Raw genomic sequence first — 19,075 nt, forward strand, 5'->3', positions numbered from 1 at the left:
TGCCGCGGGGACACCGGCGGGCCCACCCGCGGCGGGCCCGCGGGTGGGCGGAGGGGGTTACGCCTCGGTCACCGCCGTGGCGCGCCACGGGCCCAGACGCTGCACGTCGCGGGCGGTTTCGGTGACCCCGGAGAGGAAGCCGTGGGCCCGCGGGGAGGCGGTGTCGCGGAGCCATTCGGGGGCGATGTCGCAGACGGCGACCTTGACCTCGGTACCGGCCAGGGCCAGGGGAAGGGTGTGGACGACGGTGGAGGGGAAACTGAGGACCGTGCGGCCGATGGGGCCTCGGCGGGCGATGAGCTCCAGGGGGAGGTCGGGGCGGACGATCTCCAGGCCGGTGGCGGCCTCCAGGGCGTGGAGCTTGTCGGTGGACTCCCGGCGGTGGGCGAAGTAGCGGGTGGCGTGGTGCGCGCGGGCCAGGGCGGCCACCGCCTCCAGGTAGCGGGCGCGGTCGACCACGCCCGTCTCGACCAGGGAGGTGCCCACCAGGTCGGCGCCCTTGGTCAGACGCGGCGGGCCGAAGCGGGCCCGGGTCCAGGCGAACGTGTTGGAGGTGACGGTCACACCGGGCGGAGCCTCGACCGGCATGGCCGTGAAGACCTCGACCGTACGGTTCGCGGACGGGGTGAAGCGGCTGCGGGCACGGGCGGTGACCGGCGCCAGGACCAGTTCGCGCGGGCCCTTGCTGCCCTTGCGGTGCCAGCGCACCAGGCGTTCGCCGCGCGCGAGTTGCGCGACGAACTCCATGGTGGCCGTGCCGTCGTCGACCACCGTGAGGCGGCGGGCCCTGACCAGCGTGAGCAGGAGCTGTACGTACCGGGAGAACGGGTCGCCGATCACGACGTGCCGCGCCCCGCGGACGAGTCCGGACAGGTCGCGCAGGCTCTTCAGGGGCGCGCCCGCACCGCCGCGCGCCTCCTGCCAGCGGACGGTGATGCCCTCGTCGCGGGCCAGCTCCGCCATCCGGCGCAGCTGGCCGCGCGACATCGGGTCGACCGGGGGGAGGACGACGACCGTGATGTCGGTGAGGACCCGGTCGTCGCCTCCCTCTGCGTAGGCCCACTCCAGGACGTTCAGGAGCTGGACCGGGCTCTCGACGAAGGCGAGGTTCACCGGTCGGCCCGTCAGACCGCGACCGGCTCGGCGGCCGGGGCCGCTTCGCTCTCGGCGATGACGCCCGTGACCCGGCGGAGCTTCTTCATCGGGCCGAGCTCGGACTCGTAGACCTTCTTGACGCCGTCACCGAGGGAGGCCTCGATGGTGCGGATGTCGCGGACCAGGCGGCTGAGGCCCTGCGGCTCGACGGAGGCGGCCTGGTCGGAGCCCCACATGGCGCGGTCGAGGGTGATGTGGCGCTCGACGAAGGTGGCGCCGAGGGCGACGGCGGCGAGGGTGGTCTGCAGGCCGGTCTCGTGGCCGCTGTAGCCGATCGGGACGTTGGGGTACTCCTGCTGGAGGGTGTTGATGACCCGCAGGTTCAGCTCCTCGGCCCTGGCCGGGTAGGTCGACGTGGCATGGCAGAGCAGGATGTTGTCCGAACCGAGGACCTCGACCGCGTGGCGGATCTGCTTCGGGGTGGACATGCCGGTGGAGAGGATGACCGTGCGGCCGGTGGCGCGCAGGGCGCGCAGCAGCTCGTCGTCGGTGAGCGAGGCGGAGGCGACCTTGTGGGCGGGGACGTCGAACTTCTCCAGGAAGGCGACGGCCTCGGTGTCCCACGGGGAGGCGAACCAGTCGATGCCGCGCTCGGCGCAGTGCTCGGAGATGGCCCGGTACTCGTCCTCGCCGAACTCGACGCGGTGGCGGTAGTCGATGTACGTCATCCGGCCCCAGGGGGTGTCGCGCTCGATGTCCCACTGGTCGCGCGGGGTGCAGATCTCCGGAGTGCGCTTCTGGAACTTGACGGCGTCGCAGCCGGCTTCGGCGGCGACGTCGATCAGGGCGAGGGCGTTGCCGAGGTCGCCGTTGTGGTTGATGCCGATCTCACCGGTGATGTAGACGCGGTGGCCGGGACCGGCGGTGCGGTGGCCGAGGGTGCGCAGACGGGAGGTGCTCATGAGGTGTGTTTCCTTAGGTGGGATGACGGGGCGGGTGTGGGGAACCCGGGTCACTCGGAGGACGGGGTGGACGGGGTGGACGTGGTGGTGGTCGTGAGGGTGGGGCCGAGCAGCCAGGCCGCGATCTCGCGGATGGCGCCGAAGCCGCCGGGGGTGTTCGTGACGGCGCGGGCCGCCGCCCGCACCGAGTCGTGGGCGCTGGCGACCGCGACGGGCCAGCCGGCGAGCGCGAAGCACGGCAGGTCGTTGACGTCGTTGCCGACGTAGAGGACACGTTCGGGAGCGACGGAGTGTTCGTCGCACCACTGCTTGAGCGCCAGGTCCTTGCGGTCGATGCCGTGCAGGACCGGGACGCGGAGCTTGCGGGCGCGGGCGGCGACGACCGGGTTCTGCTCGGTGGAGAGGATCAGCAGCGGCAGTCCGGCCTTGCGCAGGGCGGCGATGCCGAGGCCGTCTCCCCGGTGGACGGCGACCGTCTCGCGTCCGTCGGAGTCGATGAGGACCCGGTCGTCGGTCTGGGTGCCGTCGAAGTCGAGGACGACCGCGTCGATGTCGTCGAGGGTGGGCAGCGGGGACGGGTCGAGCAGCGGGGCCAGCGCGCGGGCGCGCGCGAGGTCGTGCGGATCGTCGACCTCCAGGACCCGGGCGGCGTCGGTGCGCACCAGGGCGGTGCGGCCGAAGAAGCGGTGGCGGTGGGTGCGGAAGCCCTGGACGTCCATGGCGTACGCGGTGCCCGTTTCGAGGAGGTCCTCGGGGCGGTCCTGGCGCATCTGCCGGACGGACTTGTCGTGGTTGACCCCGTGGTTGTCCTCCTCGGCCGCGCTGCCGTCGCGCCAGAGGAAGCCGTGGAAGGGGGCGACGGTGACGGCCGTGTCGGCGCCGTCGTGTGCGACCGCGGCGGCCACCCCGTCGATGTCCTCGCGCAGGACGAAGGGGCTGGTGCACTGGACGAGCAGCACCACGTCGGCCGTGCGGTCACCGGTCGCCTCGTACGTGTCGAGGGCGTGCAGCACCGCGTCCTCGCTGCTGGACCTGTCCCCGGCGATGGCCGCGGGGCGCTGGACGATGTGCAGCCGGCCGGGGGTGCCGGAGGTGTCGCCCGCGGCGCGGGCGGCGTCCGCGATGGCCGCGTCGTCGGTCGTCACGACGACGTCGGTGACCTCGCGGGAGGCGAGGCAGGCGCGTACCGCGCGGGCGACCAGCGGTACGCCGCCGACCTGGGCGAGGTTCTTGGCCGGTACGCCCTTGGATCCGCCGCGGGCGGGGATCACGGCGAGCACGGTGGGGGTCGGGGTCATCTCTGCTCCTGAGGTGGTGTTCACAGCTCGCCCATCCGCCGGATCACCGGAGCGACCCGCTGGACGCCCTGCCGGTAGGCGCCGCGCGCCGCTTCCCGGACCGCCTCGCGCACCGCACCGCGCACCCGTCCGGTCTCGCGCGGCCGTCCGGTCCCCGGCAGCGGGTGACCGTCGGGGGCGAGGTGGTGGCGGGCGAGGATGCCGGGGAGGTAGCCGGGGGCGGTGGCGGGCGTGTAGTAGGGCGCGAGGCCGGGCAGCCGGTCCGCGGCGAGCAGGGCGTCGACGCGGGCGCGGGCGTGGTCGTAGGCGGTGGCGTACGTGCCGTCGGCGGCGACCCCCTGGCCGGCCAGCCACTCCGGGTCGGGCCGGGGGCGCAGGCCGCCGTCCAGGTGGTCCCAGGAGGTGAGCAGGCCGGAGCCGACGAAGTGGTGGTTTCCCAGGGCCTCGCGGACGCCGAGGTCGGTGAGGATCGCGGTGGGGACGCGCCGGTGCAGGGCCTCCAGCGCGGCGGTCGAGGAGACGGTGACCAGGAGGTCGGTGCGGTCCAGGACCTCGCCCATGTGCCCGTAGACCAGGCGGAGGTTGGGCGGGAGGCCGCCCGGCAGCTTCTCGGCGAGCCGCTGGTAGGGAAGCTCCTCGATGTGCGTGGTGTGCTCGCCGGGCCTGGAGCGCAGCTTCAGCAGCACCTCGCGGTCGGGGTGCAGCCGGGCGTGCTCGGCCAGCCTGCGCAGCAGGTACGTACGGTCCGCCCGGGAGGCCGGTACGGAGGGCTGGGCGGCGAAGACGACGGTGTCGCGGCCGGGCTCGGGGCGGTGCGGCGCGCCGCCGAGGAAGGGCAGGGCGGCCTCGGTGACGGACGAGGCGTCGGCGCCGACTCCTTCGTACACGGCGCGGAAGCGGTCCGCGTCGTGGCGGGAGTTGGCGAGGACGATGTCGGCGCCGTGCCGCAGCAGCAGCCCGTCGGCGAGCTTCTCGTAGACGACGCCCACGTAGCCGGTGACGACGACCGGCCTGGTCTCCAGCCGCAGCGCGGCCAGGCCGTGCAGCATCGCCTGGACGCCACCGCCGACGAGTGCCAGGACGACGACGTCGTACCCCTCGTCCCGCACGGTGTGCAGGAACTCGACGGCGGTCACCTCGCGCACCCGGCCGGTCTCGATGCCGACGTCGCCGACCTCGGCGAGCTGGCGCGGGGTCGGGGTGGCCCGGCCGCGCAGCAGCAGTCCGCTGAGCTCGACGCGCCGTGCCGGATCCCCGGCGGTGAGCCGGCGCGCGGTGAGCGCGCCCCATTTCCACCGGGTGTCGGAGTCGGCGAGTACGGCGACCCGGAGTGCGGTCGTCATTTCGGTACGTGGGGGCACGTCCCAGAACCTAGGAAGGCATTTCGATTCGCGGCCCAACGTCACGGCAACAGCTGGTTAACAGCCCGACGACGCTCGGCGAATCACCCTCACAAAGAGGACACCGGCCCCCGCACTCCAAACCGGTTCATCATTCCGACATGCGCCGTTCACCCGTCGTCCCATCCGGGGTCAGGGCAAATGCCGGCCCCGCTCCTAGCGTGGGAGGGTGGTTAAGCTCTCGGTCATCGTGCCGTTCTACAACGTGCAGACATATGCCCCCGACACCTTGAGAAGTCTGCGGGCGAATACCCGCGAGGACTTCGAATTCATCCTGGTCGACGACTGCTCGACCGACGGGACCGCGGACCTCCTGCGCCGCGCCGAGGACGAGATTGAGGGGGTGGTCGTCCGCAGACACGAGCAGAACGGCGGACTGGCCACAGCCCGCAACACCGGCCTGGACGCGGCGCGCGGCGAGTACCTCGCGTTCCTGGACGGCGATGACTGGACAGCCCCCGGCTACTACGCCGAACTCCTCGCCAGATCGGAGGAGTTGGGATGCGACTTCGTACGGACCGACCATGTCCAGGTCGAGGCCCGCAACCGTACGGTGCACCGGGTGCCGCACGGGCGGCGCGACGAGGTGATGGACCCCAGGGACGCGATCCTGCCCGCCGGGCGGACCACCTCGGTCGACTACCCGTACGCCTGGGCCGGGCTGTACCACCGGCGGCTGCTGGACCGCGGACTGCTGCATTTCACGGACGGGCTGCGCACCGCGGAGGACCGTCCGTGGATCTGGCGGCTGCACCGCGAGGCGGATTCCTTCGCGGTGCTGGGACTTCTCGGAATTTTCTACCGGCGGGGCGTCGCCTCTTCGCTCACGCAGATCGGCGACGTACGTCAGCTCGATTTCATTCGCTCGTTCGACCAGGTCATCCGGGAAACCGCTGAGGACCGTGACGGGCGCGTACTTCTCCCTAAAGCGGTCCGCACCTATTGCGCGATCATTTTCCATCACATGAGCTCGATCGAAAGGTTCGAACCCGCTGTGGCCCGCACTCTGAAATCGCTGAGCGCCGCGGCGCTCAGGCGCATGCCGCAGCAGGTGCTCGACGACGCCCTCGACTCGATGGACGTGGAACGCGCGACCCTGCTGCGCCGGCTGCGCCGCCGCCCGGCCGGCAAGGAGGTGGCGGCCGCGTGAGCACCGCCCGTTCCCGCACCACGCAGATCTTCCTCGCCTCCACGCTCTACGGCGCCGCCACCCTGGCCGCCGCGCTCGACGCGGGCTGCTTCCCGGAGGCCGACCGCAGGATCCTGCTCGTCTCGAACAACGCGGCCGTGCCGGAGACGACGCCCTCCCTCGACGCGATGCCCGGCTTCGGCGCGCTGCGCGGCCGCTTCGACGACGTGGTGTCGTGGAACACCACGATCGCCCCCTTCCACCCGGGCGGCTGGGAGCCGCGACCCGACGACCTGCCGCTGTGGGAGCGGCATCTGCGCCTGGCCTGGGGGCTGGACGAGGACCGCGTCGAGCTGGCGGTGGAATCGATCCAGGTCAACCCGGCGCAGGCGGTCGCCCAGATCTTCACCGGCGCCCCGCTCGATGTGTACGCGGACGGGCTGATGAGCTACGGCCCCACCCGCAACAAGATCGATCCGCTGATCGGCACCCGGGTGCGGCGGCTGCTCCATCTGGACCTGGTGCGGGGGCTGCGTCCGCTGCTGCTCACGGAGTTCGGGGTGGCGCCGCGGATCGTGCCGACGGAGTCCTTCGTGAAGGTGCTCGGCGAGCTGGCGGACGCGCCGGGGGCCGCGGCGGGGGCGGAGGGCGTGACGGGGCCCGCGCTGCTGCTCGGCCAGTACCTCTCGGCACTGGGGCTGATCAGCGCGGCCGAGGAGGAGGAGCTGCACCTGCGGATGATGCGCGGCGCGGTGGCGCTCGGCCACACCCGGCTGGTCTTCAAGCCGCACCCCACGGCTCCGGCCCAGTGGTCGAACGCGCTGCGCGAGGAGGCCGGGCGGCTCGGTGCCGAACTGACGGTCCTGGACGAGGCGGTGCGGCCCGCGCCGGTCCTGGCCGAGGTGCTGTACCAGCGGATGCGCCCCGCACTGGTGGTGGGCTGCTTCTCGACGGCGCTGCTGACCGCCTCGGCGTTCTACGGGCTGCCGGTGGCCCAGGTCGGCACGGACATGCTGCTGGACCGGCTCTCCCCGTACGAGAACAGCAACCGCGTGCCGGTCACGCTGGTGGACGCGCTGGTGCCGGAGGTGACGGACCGGGCGGCCGTCGAGCGGGCGGCGACGAGCGGCGAGCCGGTGGCCACGGACGAGCTGACGGCGCTGGTCACCGCGGTCGGCTTCGCGATGCAGCCGAAGATCTACCCGGAGCTGCGCCCGGCCGCCGAGCGCTATCTGGCCGCCTGTCTGTCCGGGGCGACCTGGCGGTACTTCAAGCGCAGGCGGCTGACCTCGCTGGCGCTGCCGGGCGCGGTCCCGGCCCAGCTGGCGTTCCTGCCGCGCAACGCGATGGTGCGACGGGTGGCCCGGTCGGTGCGGCGCCGGGTGGCGCGTCACTAGGGTCTTTCGTTTGGATCAGGCTGGATCAGGGAGCGGGGGCTGGTGCGTGCAGCTGCAAGGCGGAGGAAGGAGCCGACGCGGAGCGTCGGTGACTGACGACAACGCGGCAGATGTGCGTGCCGGCCCCCGCGAGCCCGGCATGATCCAAACGAGAGGCCCTAGGGCGGTGCCCGGCCCATGAGCGCGGGAGAAGGGGCGGGGCGGGGTGCGCGGGGTGCGGGGTTTGGCGCGTGCGCGCGCAAGGCGCCGGAGCGCCCTCGCGGCGGAGCCACTCGGGCGGGGCGGGGCAGGGCCGGACGGTCCGGGTCCGGCCCTGCCCCGCGCCGCCCTGCCCCGCCCCGCGCCGCCCTGCCCCGCGCCGCGCCTGTCAGAAGCTGACGCCGCCCTGGATCACGCGCAGGTCGGCCGCGTTGGCCTCGGTGACCTTCCACAGCTCCCGCTGCCGCCCGTGCACATCGGCGACGGCCGCGGCGTGGTCGTCGAGCAGCCCGGCGGCCCGCTCCACGAGCCGGGCGCCGAGGTGCCGGTCGTGGACGGAGATGCCCCACTCCGGGCGGTCGATGTCGGCCAGGAAGTACGCCATCTTCGGGTGCGAGATCAGGCTGATGATCGGCGTACCGCAGCCGAACGGGATCATCCCCGCGTGCCCGCGCATCCCGACGACCAGCCTGGTCCGGGCGTAGGTGTCCCGGATCGCGTCGTTGTCGAAGTCGTACATCGGGATCACCGGCAGCGAGATCCCGTGCTCGCGCCGCAGGTCGAACGCGATCCGCTCGTCGTCCAGCGAGTGGGCGGCGCAGTGGACCTCGGCGCGCTCGCCGAGCCCGCGCACCGCGGTCGCCATCTCGCCCAGGAAATGGGCGTAGTCGTGGCCGAAGCGGAGCCCGGCGCGGTCGTACGCGGCGTTCACCAGCACGGTGTCCTCGCGCCGCTCCGGGTCGCTCCAGCCGTCCACCAGCTGCCGGGTGACCGTGGTCGGGCAGGGCTGGAAGCGGACCTTGTCGTGGAGCGAGGCGGGCAGCAGCGCGCGGACCTTCTCGATGGAGCCGTGGTTGCGCAGCCCGAAGAACGAGGACCGTTCGACGAGGGTGCGCAGGCTGGAGAGGAAGCGCTCGCGGCCGTGTCCGTACGCCTGGCCGTCGAAGGCGTTGAAGCCGACCGCGTACACCATGACCGGTACGTCGATCCGGTCGAGGAGCGCGTCGGGGACGTTCCACTGCCAGCCGCTGTTGCCGTTGGGCGCGGTGTCCGGGATGAAGAGGCCGCCGCCGCCGATGACCAGGCCCCGGCGTTCGTTGACCCGTTCCAGCGCGGCCTCGTCGAAGAGCCGGTGGGCGTGGACGGAGTGCCAGCGGCGCGGCCCGGTGTCGCGGCCGAAGGCCAGCCGTACGCTCTCGGGCAGCAGTTTGTCCCCGGCGTTGCCCTGGCGCTCCATGTAGAAGGCGACATGGGCGAGCTGGCCGGAGGCGGGGCCCTCCACGGGCGGGGCCAGGTCCGTGGTGCGCAGGTGCATCAGGCGACTGGCCCGGTGCGTGGGGTCGACCGAGAGGCCCTTGAGGGCGTACGCGGACGCCTCCTCGTCGTCGCCGTGGATCCAGGAGATCTGGGCGAGGCGGGCGAAGGCGGTCGCGGCCCGGTTGGGCGCGGCGGTGGCGAGCAGCAGCCGGGCGCGGGCCTCCTCGTAGCGCGAGACGCTCATCAGGGCGTGGCCGAGCACCTCGTGCGGCCAGGATTCGTCGACCGGGATGGTGACCCTGCCCAGCAGGTCGGCCGCCTCCTGGTACTCACCGGCCCCGATGTGGGCGGCGGCCACCTTGCGGGCGGCCTCCGCGGAGCCGGTGCGGGCCACGTGCGGGGTGCCGTAGTGGACCAGCAGGTCGTGGTGCTTGGCCCCGGGCAGCTCCAGGTACGCCGCGTGGAATGCGGCGTCGGACAGCTCGAACTCGCGCCAGCGGTCCTCCGCCTCGCGGTAACCGGCCTCGCCGCCCTGCCAGGGCTTGTGGCGCCCGGTGAAGTGCAGGACCGCGGTGGACTCGGGGACCGGGAGGTCGCCGGAGAGACGCCGCTTGACGAAGTTGTAGCGGGCGTCGAGCTGGACGAACCCGCCGTCGAGCACGGCGTTGAGGATGCCCTGGTCGTGCTTGTCCAGCTCGTACGTGCCGGCCCGGCCGACCTCGTCGATCCGGGCGCAGAACGCGTCGCTCAGGTACTCCCGCTGGATGACCAGCAGTCCGCTGTTGAGCTTGTGCTGCCCGTAGAAGAACTGCGGTACGGCGGCCAGTCCGTCGCGCAGGGCGAGCAGTTCGCCGAGGTCACCGAGGACCACCATGTCGGTGTCCAGGGTGATCACGGTGTCGTAGTCGCGGACCTTGAAGACGTCGAGGATGAAGTAGGCCTTGCGGACGAGGTAGTTGTCCTGGTCGCCCTTGGCGTACGTGTCGTAGTGCCCGGCGTCGACGCGGCGGAAGTCGATGCGCGGGTGCAGGGCCCGGATCCGCGCGACGGAGGCCGGGCGCAGCCCGTCGTGCAGGACGAGGAAGTCCTCGCAGACGTTCGGGTTGGACAGGGCCAGGCTGCGCAGCAGGGCGAGGAAGCCGGGCAGGTAGTTCTCGTCGACGAAGCTCGCGAAGGCGACCTTGCGCTTGCCGGTGAGCGGGTTGGCGGTCGTGGCCGGCGCGGGGAGGGCCGCGGCGGACGGGGCTGTGGCGGTCGTCGTCATCGCAGTCGGATCCTCATGTCGCTGACGCTCTGGGCGCGTTCCATGACCCACGCCTTTTCGCTGGTGTATTCGTGCACGGAGGTGATGGGCATCTTCATCGCGTCGGCCAGCCGGTAGGCGCCGCTCTCGTAGAAGTCGAAGCCGATCAGGTCGATCCGGCTGCTGACGTCGAGGTGGTCCAGGAGCCACAGCATGTTGAAGCCGCTGGTGGGGATGGCGGGCCAGACGTCGGTGCCGACACGGCCGAGGTCGCGCAGCGGCCAGCGCAGCGATTCGTCGCCCAGGTACCGCTGGGCGCCGGGGACGAGGCGGTTGCGCAGGGAGTGCTTCCAGTCCCCGGAGATCCCGCCGAAGACCAGCCGGGTGTGCACCTTCTGGTCCCAGTTGAAGCCGTGCTTGTGGATGGTGGCGTGGATGTCGGTGCGCCGCCCGGTCGCCGCCGGGTCGATCCGGTACGAGTTGAAGCGGACGACCAGGTCGTAGCCGTCGATCTCCTCGCCCATCGAACTGCTGCCGACGCGCTGGGAGTTGGCTATCAGGCAGACCGTCTTCCCGGCGATCCGGTTGCGGAACTCGCCGACCGTGGTCCACCGGACGCCGCCGAAGGTGGGATCCGGGACCGGGCCGCGCATCCGGTTGCGGCGCTGTTCGGCGTAGAGCCCGGCGAGCGCGGTGATCCGGGTCGCGGCCTCCCGGTCCGTCCCGGCCGTCTCCAGGGCGAGGGCCAGGTACTGGGCGGTGGCCTCCTGGATCTCCTGGACCGGGGCGCGGTCGCGTTCCTGGGCGAGCAGGGCGCCGATCAGCCGGGGCTCGGCCGCCGCCAGGTCGCCGCGGGCATGGAGGGCGAGGCCCTCGGCCCAGGATTCGGTGACGGGACGGTCGGCGTGCGCGGCGGCGGCCGGGCAGTCGCGCTCCAGGCGCCGCAGCAGCTCGTCCTGGCGCTCGGCACCGGCCCGGATCCCGGCGACCCGGGCCGCGACGCCGAAGCCGTCGTCCTTGGTGAACGAGAGGTAGCGCTCGTACGCCTCGACGGCCGCCGCCTCCGCGCCCATCGCCTCCAGCGTCCTGGCCCGCAGCCGCCATCCGGCCCGGGAGCCCTTGCGCTGGGTGAGCACGGTGTCCGCGATGAGCAGGGCGAGCTTGACCTCGTCCTCGTAACCGCACTCCAGCGCCTTGTTGCCGACCGCGAGCAGCGGGTCGAGCAGGGCGTCGGGGAGAGTCGCCGAGGCGGCGCCCGCCTTGCCGGGGCGGCGTATCAGCGGGAGGGCGGAGGCGGCGGCCGGGGCGGCGGCGGGCTGGGCCGCGTACGTGGCGAGCAGATGGCGCAGCGCCTCGGCGAGCGTGGTGCGCCGCCGGTCGAGTCCCGCGACCAGTTTGGTGCTGTGCGCGGCACAGGCGCGCAGGCACGCGTCCGCATCGGTCGGGTCGACGGAGGCGTGCCGCGCGGCGGCGCTCTCCACGTCAGCCGCGTCGCGCTGCCGTGGCCAACGGGTGCGGGCTTCTCTCATGGCGCTCCAAGCGTCTGGTGCCCGTGGGGGAGGGGCGGGCCGGGCGTACGGTCACCGGGGCACGCACCAGGAGCACACCCGGCACCGGGGCGGGGCGGATGCGCGGCGCGCAGGATCGGTTCCGGACCACGCTAGGAAAGCTGGACGGCCGCCGGATGAACTCGCCCTGTCGGAACGGAAAACGGCGCACCGACCCCGCAGGTACGGGCCCTCCGGGCGCCCGGAGGGCCCGGACACCGCTGGGCGACAGCTTCGGTGCGAAGCCGAGGAGCGGACCCGAGGAGCGGAGCCGGAGCCGACCGCGCGCGACACGGCCCTGCCCTAGCCCTTGCCCGGTCGTGCTGCCGAGCAGAGGGCCCTGTCCACGATCTCGTCCATGCGCTTCTGCGTCGCCTTCCCCGGCTGCGTGGTGACGGCGATGCCGACGGCATGGCCGTTCCCGGTGATGCCGCCCCGGGTTTCGTATCCCGTCATGCTGCCGCCGTGCCCCCAGTAGACGCCGTCACCGCAGGAGAGCGGGGTGCTGACCAGACCGAGGCCGTAGCGGGCGCCGTCGGCGAAGGGGGAGCCGGCCGGGACCGTGGTGCGCATCTGGCCGAGCTGCGGCCTCGGCACGAGACGGCCGCGCATGAGCGCGGAGTAGAAGCGGTTGAGATCGGAGTTGGTGGACACCAGCTGCCCCGCCGCCCAGGCCCAGGAGGGATCCCACTCGGTGGCGTCGGTGAAGGGCGCGCCAACGGAGTCCTGGTAGTAGCCCTTGGGGTGGCGCTCGCGGATGCGCAGCTCGCCGGGGGCGGGGAAGTAGGTGTGGCGCAGCCCGGCGCGCCGGATGACGCGCTGCTCGATCTCCACGGCGAGGGGACGTCCGGTGACCCTCTGCACGAGGAGTCCGGCCACCAGGTAGTTGGTGTTGCTGTACTTCCAGCCCTTGCCGGGCTCGAAGTCGGCCTTCTGCCGGAGGGCGAGGCCGAGGAGTTCGCGGGGCTCGTAGTAACGGATGTCGTCGCTCAGGCCGTTGGTGTAGTTCGGGAGCCCGCTGGTGTGCTGGAGGAGCTGGCGGACGGTGATGCGGCCGCCGTCGATGCCGTCACCGTGTACGAGACCCGGCAGATACGTGTCGATGTGGCCGTCGAGCTCCACCTTGCCCTCGGCGACGAGCTGCATCACGACCACGGCCGTGAACGCCTTGGTGTTGCTGCCGATGCGGATCTGGCCGTCGCGGGGCACCTCGGCTCCAGTGGCGATGTCGCCGACGCCCGCGGTGTACGTACGGGTGTGTCCCTTGCCGTCCGTGACACTGGCCAGAGCGGCGGGCATGCCGTCGGAGCGTACGAGTGCGTTCAGCCCCTGCTGCACCGTGTCGTGCCGTTCGGCGACGGGCGCCGCTGCCGCGGCGGTCGGCACGGCGGCCCCCGTCACGAGCGCGCCCAGGGCCACCGCGATCGCTGCGGCCACCGTCCCGTGCCGCCCCCTCCCCCGGCGTCCGGATGGACGGGAATGCCGCTCCGTCTGGTCTGTCTGCTCGTGCACGCGCCAACTCCTGCGGATTGGAGGGGCCGTCCGGAGGGCGCCGGAGGCCGCTGGACCATCTCAGCGGGGTGGTCCCCGCTGCCGGTCCCAGCCTTTCCGCTGAAGCGGCCCACGGCGATCCGGCTGGCCGCCCGGTCCCGGGTAGGGCTGTCCCCCGGACAGCCGAGGAACGCGGGCGCCGAAGACGGCCCGGTGCCTGCCCCGTACCGGGGCCCCGCTCCCCGGTCCTCCCGGGCCTTCCCGGGCCTCCCCGGTCCCTCCCGGGCCGTCCTGGGACGGACGAAGGACCTTAGGCGCTGGCCAGCGACAGCTTGACCGCGAACCCGAGGAACAGCAGCCCGGCCGCCGAAGTCGCCCCGGCCGACAGCCTCTTGCGGCGGCTGAAGGCGGCGGAGAGCCGGGTGCCGCCGAAGATCAGCACGGAGAGGTAGAGGAAGCTGGCGATCTGGAGCAGGGTGCCCAGCACCAGGAAGGAGAGCGCCGGATAGGCGTACGAGGGGTCGACGAACTGCACGAAGAAGGAGATCAGGAAGAGGATCGCCTTCGGGTTGACGAGACTGACCACGAGCGCCCGCCGGTAAGGCCGCTCCCTCGCTTCCGCGGCCTCCTCCCCGGCGTCCTGTCCGGTCAGTTCGGCCATGCGCCGGTGCCTCTCGCGCCACAGGGCCAGCGCGGTGCGCAGCATGCCGATGGCCAGCCAGGTGAGGTAGCCCGCACCCGCGTACTTGACGACGGCGAAGAGCACCGGCGTCGTCCGCAGCAGCGAGGAGGCTCCCAGTGCGGACAGCGTCATCAGCACGGTGTCCCCGGTCCACACCCCGGCCGCCGCGGCGTACCCGGTCCGTACCCCGCGCCGGGCGGCGACGGACAGCACGTACAGCGAGTTCGGCCCCGGCAGCAGCACGATCAGCACCAGGCCGGCGAGGTAGGTCGGAAGGTCGGTGACACCCAGCATGGGACGGAGTGTCGCACGCCCGTTCGCCGCCCCGTCCGCGGGGTCCGGATCCCGTCTCAGAAGGTGTCCGAGGGGACGTACCGGCCCCACACCTCGCGCAGCGCGTCGCAGACCTCGCCGACCGTCGCCCGTTCCCCGAGCGCGTCCTTCATCGGGTAGAGGACGTTGTCGGCGCCCTCGGCGGCCGTGCGCAGCCGGGCCAGCGCGGCGTCCACCGCGTCCTGGTCGCGTTCGGCGCGCAGCGCGGCGAGGCGGGCCGCCTGCCGGGCCTCGATCGCGGGGTCGACGCGGAGCGGCTCGTACGGCTCCTCCTCGTCGAGGCGGAAGCGGTTGACGCCGACCACCACGCGCTCGGCGCTGTCGGTCTCCAGGGCGACGCGGTACGCGGAGCGCTCGATCTCGCCCTTCTGGAAGCCCCGCTCGATCGCCCGGACCGCGCCGCCCATCGCCTCGACCCGGTCCATCAGCTCGACGACGGCGGCCTCGACGTCGTCGGTCATCCGCTCCACGACGTACGAACCGGCGAACGGGTCGACGGTGGCGGTGACGTCCGTCTCGTACGCGAGGACCTGCTGGGTGCGCAGGGCGAGGCGGGCGGACTTGTCGGTGGGCAGGGCGATCGCCTCGTCGAAGGAGTTGGTGTGCAGCGACTGGGTGCCGCCGAGGACCGCGGCCAGCCCCTGCACGGCGACCCGTACCAGATTGACCTCGGGCTGCTGGGCGGTGAGCTGGACGCCCGCGGTCTGGGTGTGGAAGCGCAGCATGAGCGACTTGGGGTTCTCCGCGCCGAACTCCTCCTTCATCACCCGGGCCCAGATCCGGCGGGCCGCGCGGAACTTGGCGACCTCCTCCAGGAGCGTCGTGCGGGCGACGAAGAAGAAGGAGAGCCGGGGTGCGAAGTCGTCGACGTCCATTCCCGCCGCGACCGCGGTGCGTACGTACGCGATGCCGTCGGCCAGGGTGAACGCGATCTCCTGGACGGGCGTGGCCCCGGCCTCGGCCATGTGGTAGCCGGAGATCGAGATGGTGTTCCACTTCGGGATCTCGGTCCGGCAGTACTGGAAGGTGTCGGCGACCAGCCGCAGCGAGGGCCCCGGCGGGAAGATGTACGTGCCGCGCGCGATGTACTCCTTGAGCACGTCGTTCTGGACGGTGCCGGTGAGTTTCCCGGCCGGTACGCCCTGTTCCTCGGCGACCAGCTGGTACAGCAGCAACAGCAGCGCGGCCGGGGCGTTGATCGTCATCGACGTGGAGACCCGGTCCAGCGGGATGCCGTCGAACAGGACGCGCATGTCGTCGATCGAGTCGATCGCCACCCCCACCTTGCCGACCTCGCCGGACGCGATCGGCGCGTCCGAGTCGTGGCCCATCTGGGTGGGCAGGTCGAAGGCGACGGAGAGGCCGGTGGTGCCGTTGGCGATCAGCTGCCGGTAGCGGGCGTTGGATTCCGTGGCCGTACCGAAACCCGCGTACTGCCGCATCGTCCACGGGCGGCCGGTATACATCGTGGGGTAGACGCCGCGGGTGAAGGGGTAGTCGCCGGGTTCGCCCAGCTTCTCGCCGGGGTTCCAGCCGTCGAGCGCGTTCGGCCCGTAGACCGGCTCGATGGGCAGTCCCGACTCCGTCTCACGCGTCATCCGCCGTACCTCCCGCTGAAGCTGCTGGCCGCCCTCCCCTCGTGCGCGGGCTTTGGGCACCCGGCAGAGCGGGCATCCGTCCAGGGAGACCGGACACACACCGGACGCAGGGGGCAGAGAGATGAGGAACCGCACCACCAGTACCACGGGCACGACCAGCACCACCGGCACCGACACGGACACCGGCACCATCAGCACCGCGGCAGCGGGCCCCGGCGGACGGGGCCGTACGGGGGCCCTGTCGGTCCTCGCCGCCCTCACCGTCGCCGCGGCCACGGCCGGCTGCACGGCGCAGGCCGCCGGGCAGACGCACTCGGCCGCGTCGCGGCCCGCCGCCACCGCCCCTTCCGAGGACGCCAGGCCCACCGCACCACCGCCCCCGGACCCGACCCCGACCCCGGCACAGCCCTCGACGCCCGCCCCGGTCACGTCCTCCCCCGGCTCCCCCACGACCACCGCGCCGCCCTCCCCCGCGTCCGACCCGCAGGGCGAGGTGCTGATGGCGAGCGGTTCCCAGGGCGAGCGGGTGCGGGAACTCCAGGCCCGGCTGCGGCAGATAGGCCACTTCGGCCGCAATCCCACCGGCTACTACGGCTCCGTCACGGCCGCCTCGGTCAGCTCCTTCCAGGCCAAGCGCGGCCTCGCCGGTACCGGCCGGACCGACACCCTCACCTGGCAGAAGCTGCTCGGCATGACCCGCGAGCCGACGGCCACCGAGCTGGACCCGCCGACCACCCGGCCGGTCGCCAAGCCGGACAAACGCTGTCTGACCGGCCGGGTCCTGTGCATCAGCAAGAACAGCCGGACGCTGTCGTGGATGATCGACGGCCGCGTCGTGTCGTCGATGGACGTCCGCTTCGGCTCGCAGTACACGCCGACCCGCGAGGGCACCTTCTCCGTGTACTGGAAGTCCCGCGACCACGTGTCGACGATCTACGACACACCCATGCCGTACGCGATGTTCTTCAGCGGCGGTCAGGCGGTGCACTACTCGGCGGACTTCGCGGCCCGCGGCTACAACGGCGCCTCGCACGGCTGCGTCAACGTCCGGGACAAGACCAAGATCGCCGCGCTCTTCGACCAGGTGCGCGACGGCGACAAGGTCGTGGTCTACGGCTGACCGCGAAGGCGGTGCGGACGGAGAAGTGGCGCGGACGGGACAGGGGGAACATGTCCCGCCCGCGCCGGGTGCGCTGAGCCGTAGGTACGGGGGGAACCCCGGCTCATTGCGCTGCCGATGACCAGTCGGCACATTCCTTTCAGCGCCACGGGGCCGAAAAGTGTCACACCCTCCGGACGGGCCGGGTGCCCGGGGCGCCGGACGGCCCCGTGCCGCCGGGGCGGTCGGCCGGGGAGGGCGTCGTCGTGTAGCCGATGCCGCTGCCGCGGTCCCCTTCCTCGTCTTCGCCCTGGTCGTCGCCGGTGCCGCGGTCGCTGCCCTCGTTGTTCTGGCCTCCGCCGCCGCTGCCGCCGCCCTGGCCGTTCCCGTTCTGCCCGTCCTCGTTGGCCCCCAGGACGCGGTCGCAGAACCGGCCCAGGTTGGCGGCCCCGTTGGCCAGTTCTTCGAGCTTGCGCCTGCGCTTCTCGTTGAGTGTGCCGTCGCGGTAGTCGCGGCAGGCCTGGACCGCCTTGGCGTACCAGCCAGCGGAACCGCTGTTGCCGGGCCGGCTGTCGGGGCGGCCGTCGGCGGAGCCGGTCGGCGGGCCGGACGTGCGGGCGCCGCTGCCGTCGCCCTTGCCGTGGTCCCGGCCCTCGGAACGGTCCGGCCCGCCCGGTTCCGGGGCACCGGCCGAGGAGGAGGAGCCCGCGGAGGACGTCGCACCGCTGGCGTCCGGGGAGGCGGACGGCGGCGCGGTCAGCCCCTCGGCACGTTCCGGACCAGGCTCCTCGGGCGTCGCCGCGGCCGACACGGAACTGGCGGGCTGCGACCCGCCGCCGAACGGCACCTGGAGCATCCCGGTCCCCGCCGCCACGGCCACCCCGCCGAGCGCGCACCCGGCGAACGAGGCGACCAGCCCGAAGCGGACCGGCCGACTCCAGCGGGCGCGGCGCCCCCGTCCGGCACCGGCGGCCGGGCCGGAGCCGAGGCGGACCGGATCGAGCACCCCGGCGCGGTCGGCCGGGCCGCCCAGCCGGTCGGCGGCGCCCCGCGCCGCGCGGGCGCGGGGCGTCGCGCGGAAGGCGGCCAGCGCCGCGGCCTCACCGGGCAGTTCGGCGGTGGCGGGCCGGGCGGTGCGGGCTGCGGCCTCCAGCGCGGCAGCCAGCCTCTCGGCGTCCGTACCCGACGGGCCGTCGACGGGATCGACCGGCTCGCCCCGGAGCAGTCGCTCCGCGGCGTCCTTGTCAAGCCATTCGTACCGCTCGTCGGCCATCACATGTCCTTCTGCGTCCACGGACGCGAATGCGTCACACCGGCCGGCGCCGCCAGACCGTTGTGGGAAGGGCGCTGGGCGGGCATCCCGTCGAGTTCCGTCGTCCGGGCCGCCGTGCCCGGCCGCGGGTGCGCGGGCGGGTACGAAAGGGGGTGACGAGCGGCCGTGCCGCCCCCGGTTCCGCCGCCGGAGCCCCCCTCCCGGTCGGTGGAGTCGCTGTCGGTGCGCAGCAGCTCGGCGAGCCGCTTCAGCCCCCGGTGCGCCGCGGTGCGCACCGCGCCGGGCCGCTTGCCCAGCGTCTGCGCGGCGCTCTTCGCGTCCAGGCCGACCACCACCCGGAGCACCACGGCCTCGGCCTGGTCCTGGGGCAGCTGGGCGATGAGCGACATGGTGCGCCCGGTGGCCAGGGCCTCCATCGCCTCGCCCGCGGTGTCGGACTCCGCGGGCCGCTCGGACAGTTCCGACTCGTCGCCGCCGACCGCGGGGCGCCTGCCGCGCATCCGTATGTGGTCCAGCGCGCGATTGCGGGCGATCCGGGCCGCCCAGCCGCGGAAACGGTCGGCGTCACCGCTGAACCGGTCGAGGTCGCGCGCTATCTGCAACCAGGACTCGGACGCCACGTCCTCGGCGTCCGGCTCCCCCACGAGTGTCCTCAGATAGCCCATCAGCCGCGGCTGCACAGCGCGGTACACAGTACGGAAGGCGTCCTCGTCCCCGTCCTGCGCCGCGAGCACCGCGGCGGTGAGCTCCGCGTCGTCCCCCAGCACTCCCTCAACCCTGCCCTGCTGTCCCGAATCGCAGCTGGTCATCACTGCCGCGCCACGCTGCGCGACTCAGCACGCTACGTCCTCGGCGGGGCTCACGTCCACGACTTGCACAACCCGCACGATTCCGCCGTCCCGGCGTGGTGTGACAGAAAACGCGCCGACGGCGCTGAGTGGAGTACGGGGTCGTCCTACGTCCCCGGGGAAGACGACCGGGGCCTCTCCTGTGGGGGGTGGCGGCCCCGGTCGTCCTCGTTTCCCCCCAAGCCCCGAACAGGCGACGCGCGAGCCGCAGCGGCAGCAGATCCG

At 73.0% G+C, this 19,075-nt stretch carries 14 protein-coding genes; 3 read left to right on the forward strand and 11 right to left on the reverse strand.

Going from position 1 to position 19,075, the window contains the following annotated elements; genetic code table 11:
• Positions 1-57: 57 nt before the first annotated feature.
• From ACFVWY_RS03395 to ACFVWY_RS03410, 4 genes are read right to left on the reverse strand one after another with little or no spacing between them, the layout of a single operon-like run.
• Complete coding sequence (locus ACFVWY_RS03395; protein ID WP_389866842.1) at positions 58-1,113, reverse strand: hypothetical protein; 1,056 nt, start codon at positions 1,111-1,113, stop codon at positions 58-60.
• A gap of 11 nt (positions 1,114-1,124) precedes the next feature.
• Positions 1,125-2,057: an N-acetylneuraminate synthase family protein gene (locus ACFVWY_RS03400; RefSeq protein ID WP_389866844.1), complete on the reverse strand. Its 933-nt coding sequence runs from the start codon at positions 2,055-2,057 to the stop codon at positions 1,125-1,127.
• 50 nt (positions 2,058-2,107) lie between these two features.
• Positions 2,108-3,355, reverse strand: coding sequence for a cytidylyltransferase domain-containing protein (locus ACFVWY_RS03405; RefSeq protein ID WP_389866845.1), 1,248 nt, complete (start codon positions 3,353-3,355; stop codon positions 2,108-2,110).
• Between the two features lie 20 nt (positions 3,356-3,375).
• Positions 3,376-4,698 carry a DUF6716 putative glycosyltransferase gene (locus ACFVWY_RS03410; protein ID WP_389866847.1) on the reverse strand — a complete coding sequence of 441 codons (1,323 nt, stop codon included), beginning with the start codon at positions 4,696-4,698 and terminating at the stop codon, positions 3,376-3,378.
• A gap of 226 nt (positions 4,699-4,924) precedes the next feature.
• Between ACFVWY_RS03410 and ACFVWY_RS03415 the strand changes: the two genes are divergently transcribed.
• Both ACFVWY_RS03415 and ACFVWY_RS03420 read left to right on the forward strand, forming a co-directional pair.
• Positions 4,925-5,905: a glycosyltransferase family 2 protein gene (locus ACFVWY_RS03415; protein WP_389866848.1), complete on the forward strand. Its 981-nt coding sequence runs from the start codon at positions 4,925-4,927 to the stop codon at positions 5,903-5,905.
• Positions 5,902-7,281, forward strand: coding sequence for a polysialyltransferase family glycosyltransferase (locus ACFVWY_RS03420; RefSeq protein WP_389866849.1), 1,380 nt, complete (start codon positions 5,902-5,904; stop codon positions 7,279-7,281). The genes ACFVWY_RS03415 and ACFVWY_RS03420 overlap by 4 nt, the downstream gene beginning before the upstream one ends.
• A gap of 367 nt (positions 7,282-7,648) precedes the next feature.
• On the opposite strand, the gene ACFVWY_RS03425 is transcribed toward ACFVWY_RS03420, so the two are convergent.
• From ACFVWY_RS03425 to ACFVWY_RS03445, 5 genes are all read right to left on the reverse strand, one after another.
• A complete protein-coding gene (locus ACFVWY_RS03425) occupies positions 7,649-10,000 on the reverse strand; it encodes a glycosyltransferase (RefSeq protein WP_389866850.1) in 2,352 nt (783 codons plus the stop codon).
• Positions 9,997-11,508, reverse strand: a complete 1,512-nt coding sequence (locus tag ACFVWY_RS03430; protein WP_389866852.1) for a hypothetical protein — start codon at positions 11,506-11,508, stop codon at positions 9,997-9,999. Before ACFVWY_RS03430 ends, ACFVWY_RS03425 begins: the two co-directional genes overlap by 4 nt.
• Before the next feature lie 321 nt (positions 11,509-11,829).
• Complete coding sequence (locus tag ACFVWY_RS03435) at positions 11,830-12,963, reverse strand: serine hydrolase domain-containing protein (protein WP_389866854.1); 1,134 nt, start codon at positions 12,961-12,963, stop codon at positions 11,830-11,832.
• Positions 12,964-13,327: 364 nt separating this feature from the next.
• Positions 13,328-13,993, reverse strand: coding sequence for a leucine efflux protein LeuE (leuE, locus tag ACFVWY_RS03440; protein ID WP_389866856.1), 666 nt, complete (start codon positions 13,991-13,993; stop codon positions 13,328-13,330).
• A 56-nt stretch (positions 13,994-14,049) separates the two neighbouring features.
• Positions 14,050-15,630 carry a methylmalonyl-CoA mutase gene (locus ACFVWY_RS03445; RefSeq protein ID WP_389866858.1) on the reverse strand — a complete coding sequence of 527 codons (1,581 nt, stop codon included), beginning with the start codon at positions 15,628-15,630 and terminating at the stop codon, positions 14,050-14,052.
• Between the two features lie 121 nt (positions 15,631-15,751).
• Here ACFVWY_RS03445 and ACFVWY_RS03450 point away from each other — a divergent pair, with 121 nt between their 5' ends.
• Entirely contained in the window at positions 15,752-16,750 is a 999-nt protein-coding gene (locus tag ACFVWY_RS03450) for a L,D-transpeptidase family protein (protein ID WP_389866860.1), read from the forward strand.
• 163 nt (positions 16,751-16,913) lie between these two features.
• Here ACFVWY_RS03450 and ACFVWY_RS03455 read toward each other — a convergent pair whose 3' ends face one another.
• Positions 16,914-18,002, reverse strand: coding sequence for a hypothetical protein (locus ACFVWY_RS03455; protein ID WP_389866862.1), 1,089 nt, complete (start codon positions 18,000-18,002; stop codon positions 16,914-16,916).
• Entirely contained in the window at positions 18,002-18,769 is a 768-nt protein-coding gene (locus ACFVWY_RS03460) for an RNA polymerase sigma factor (RefSeq protein ID WP_389867101.1), read from the reverse strand. The genes ACFVWY_RS03455 and ACFVWY_RS03460 overlap by 1 nt, the downstream gene beginning before the upstream one ends.
• Positions 18,770-19,075: the final 306 nt, after the last annotated feature.

Origin of the sequence: Streptomyces sp. NPDC058195, from assembly GCF_042883525.1 — a bacterium.
GTDB lineage: Bacteria > Actinomycetota > Actinomycetes > Streptomycetales > Streptomycetaceae > Streptomyces.

Excerpts from the sequence above, each read along its gene's own strand:
- ACFVWY_RS03400 (WP_389866844.1), bottom strand. The coding sequence starts at position 2,057 with ATGAGCACCTCCCGTCTGCGCACCCTCGGCCACCGCACCGCCGGTCCC.
- ACFVWY_RS03445 (WP_389866858.1), bottom strand. The coding sequence starts at position 15,630 with ATGACGCGTGAGACGGAGTCGGGACTGCCCATCGAGCCGGTCTACGGG.
- ACFVWY_RS03405 (WP_389866845.1), bottom strand. The coding sequence starts at position 3,355 with ATGACCCCGACCCCCACCGTGCTCGCCGTGATCCCCGCCCGCGGCGGA.
- ACFVWY_RS03455 (WP_389866862.1), bottom strand. The coding sequence starts at position 18,002 with ATGGCCGACGAGCGGTACGAATGGCTTGACAAGGACGCCGCGGAGCGA.
- leuE (WP_389866856.1), bottom strand. The coding sequence starts at position 13,993 with ATGCTGGGTGTCACCGACCTTCCGACCTACCTCGCCGGCCTGGTGCTG.
- ACFVWY_RS03430 (WP_389866852.1), bottom strand. The coding sequence starts at position 11,508 with ATGAGAGAAGCCCGCACCCGTTGGCCACGGCAGCGCGACGCGGCTGAC.
- ACFVWY_RS03425 (WP_389866850.1), bottom strand. The coding sequence starts at position 10,000 with ATGACGACGACCGCCACAGCCCCGTCCGCCGCGGCCCTCCCCGCGCCG.
- ACFVWY_RS03450 (WP_389866860.1), top strand. The coding sequence starts at position 15,752 with ATGAGGAACCGCACCACCAGTACCACGGGCACGACCAGCACCACCGGC.
- ACFVWY_RS03410 (WP_389866847.1), bottom strand. The coding sequence starts at position 4,698 with ATGACGACCGCACTCCGGGTCGCCGTACTCGCCGACTCCGACACCCGG.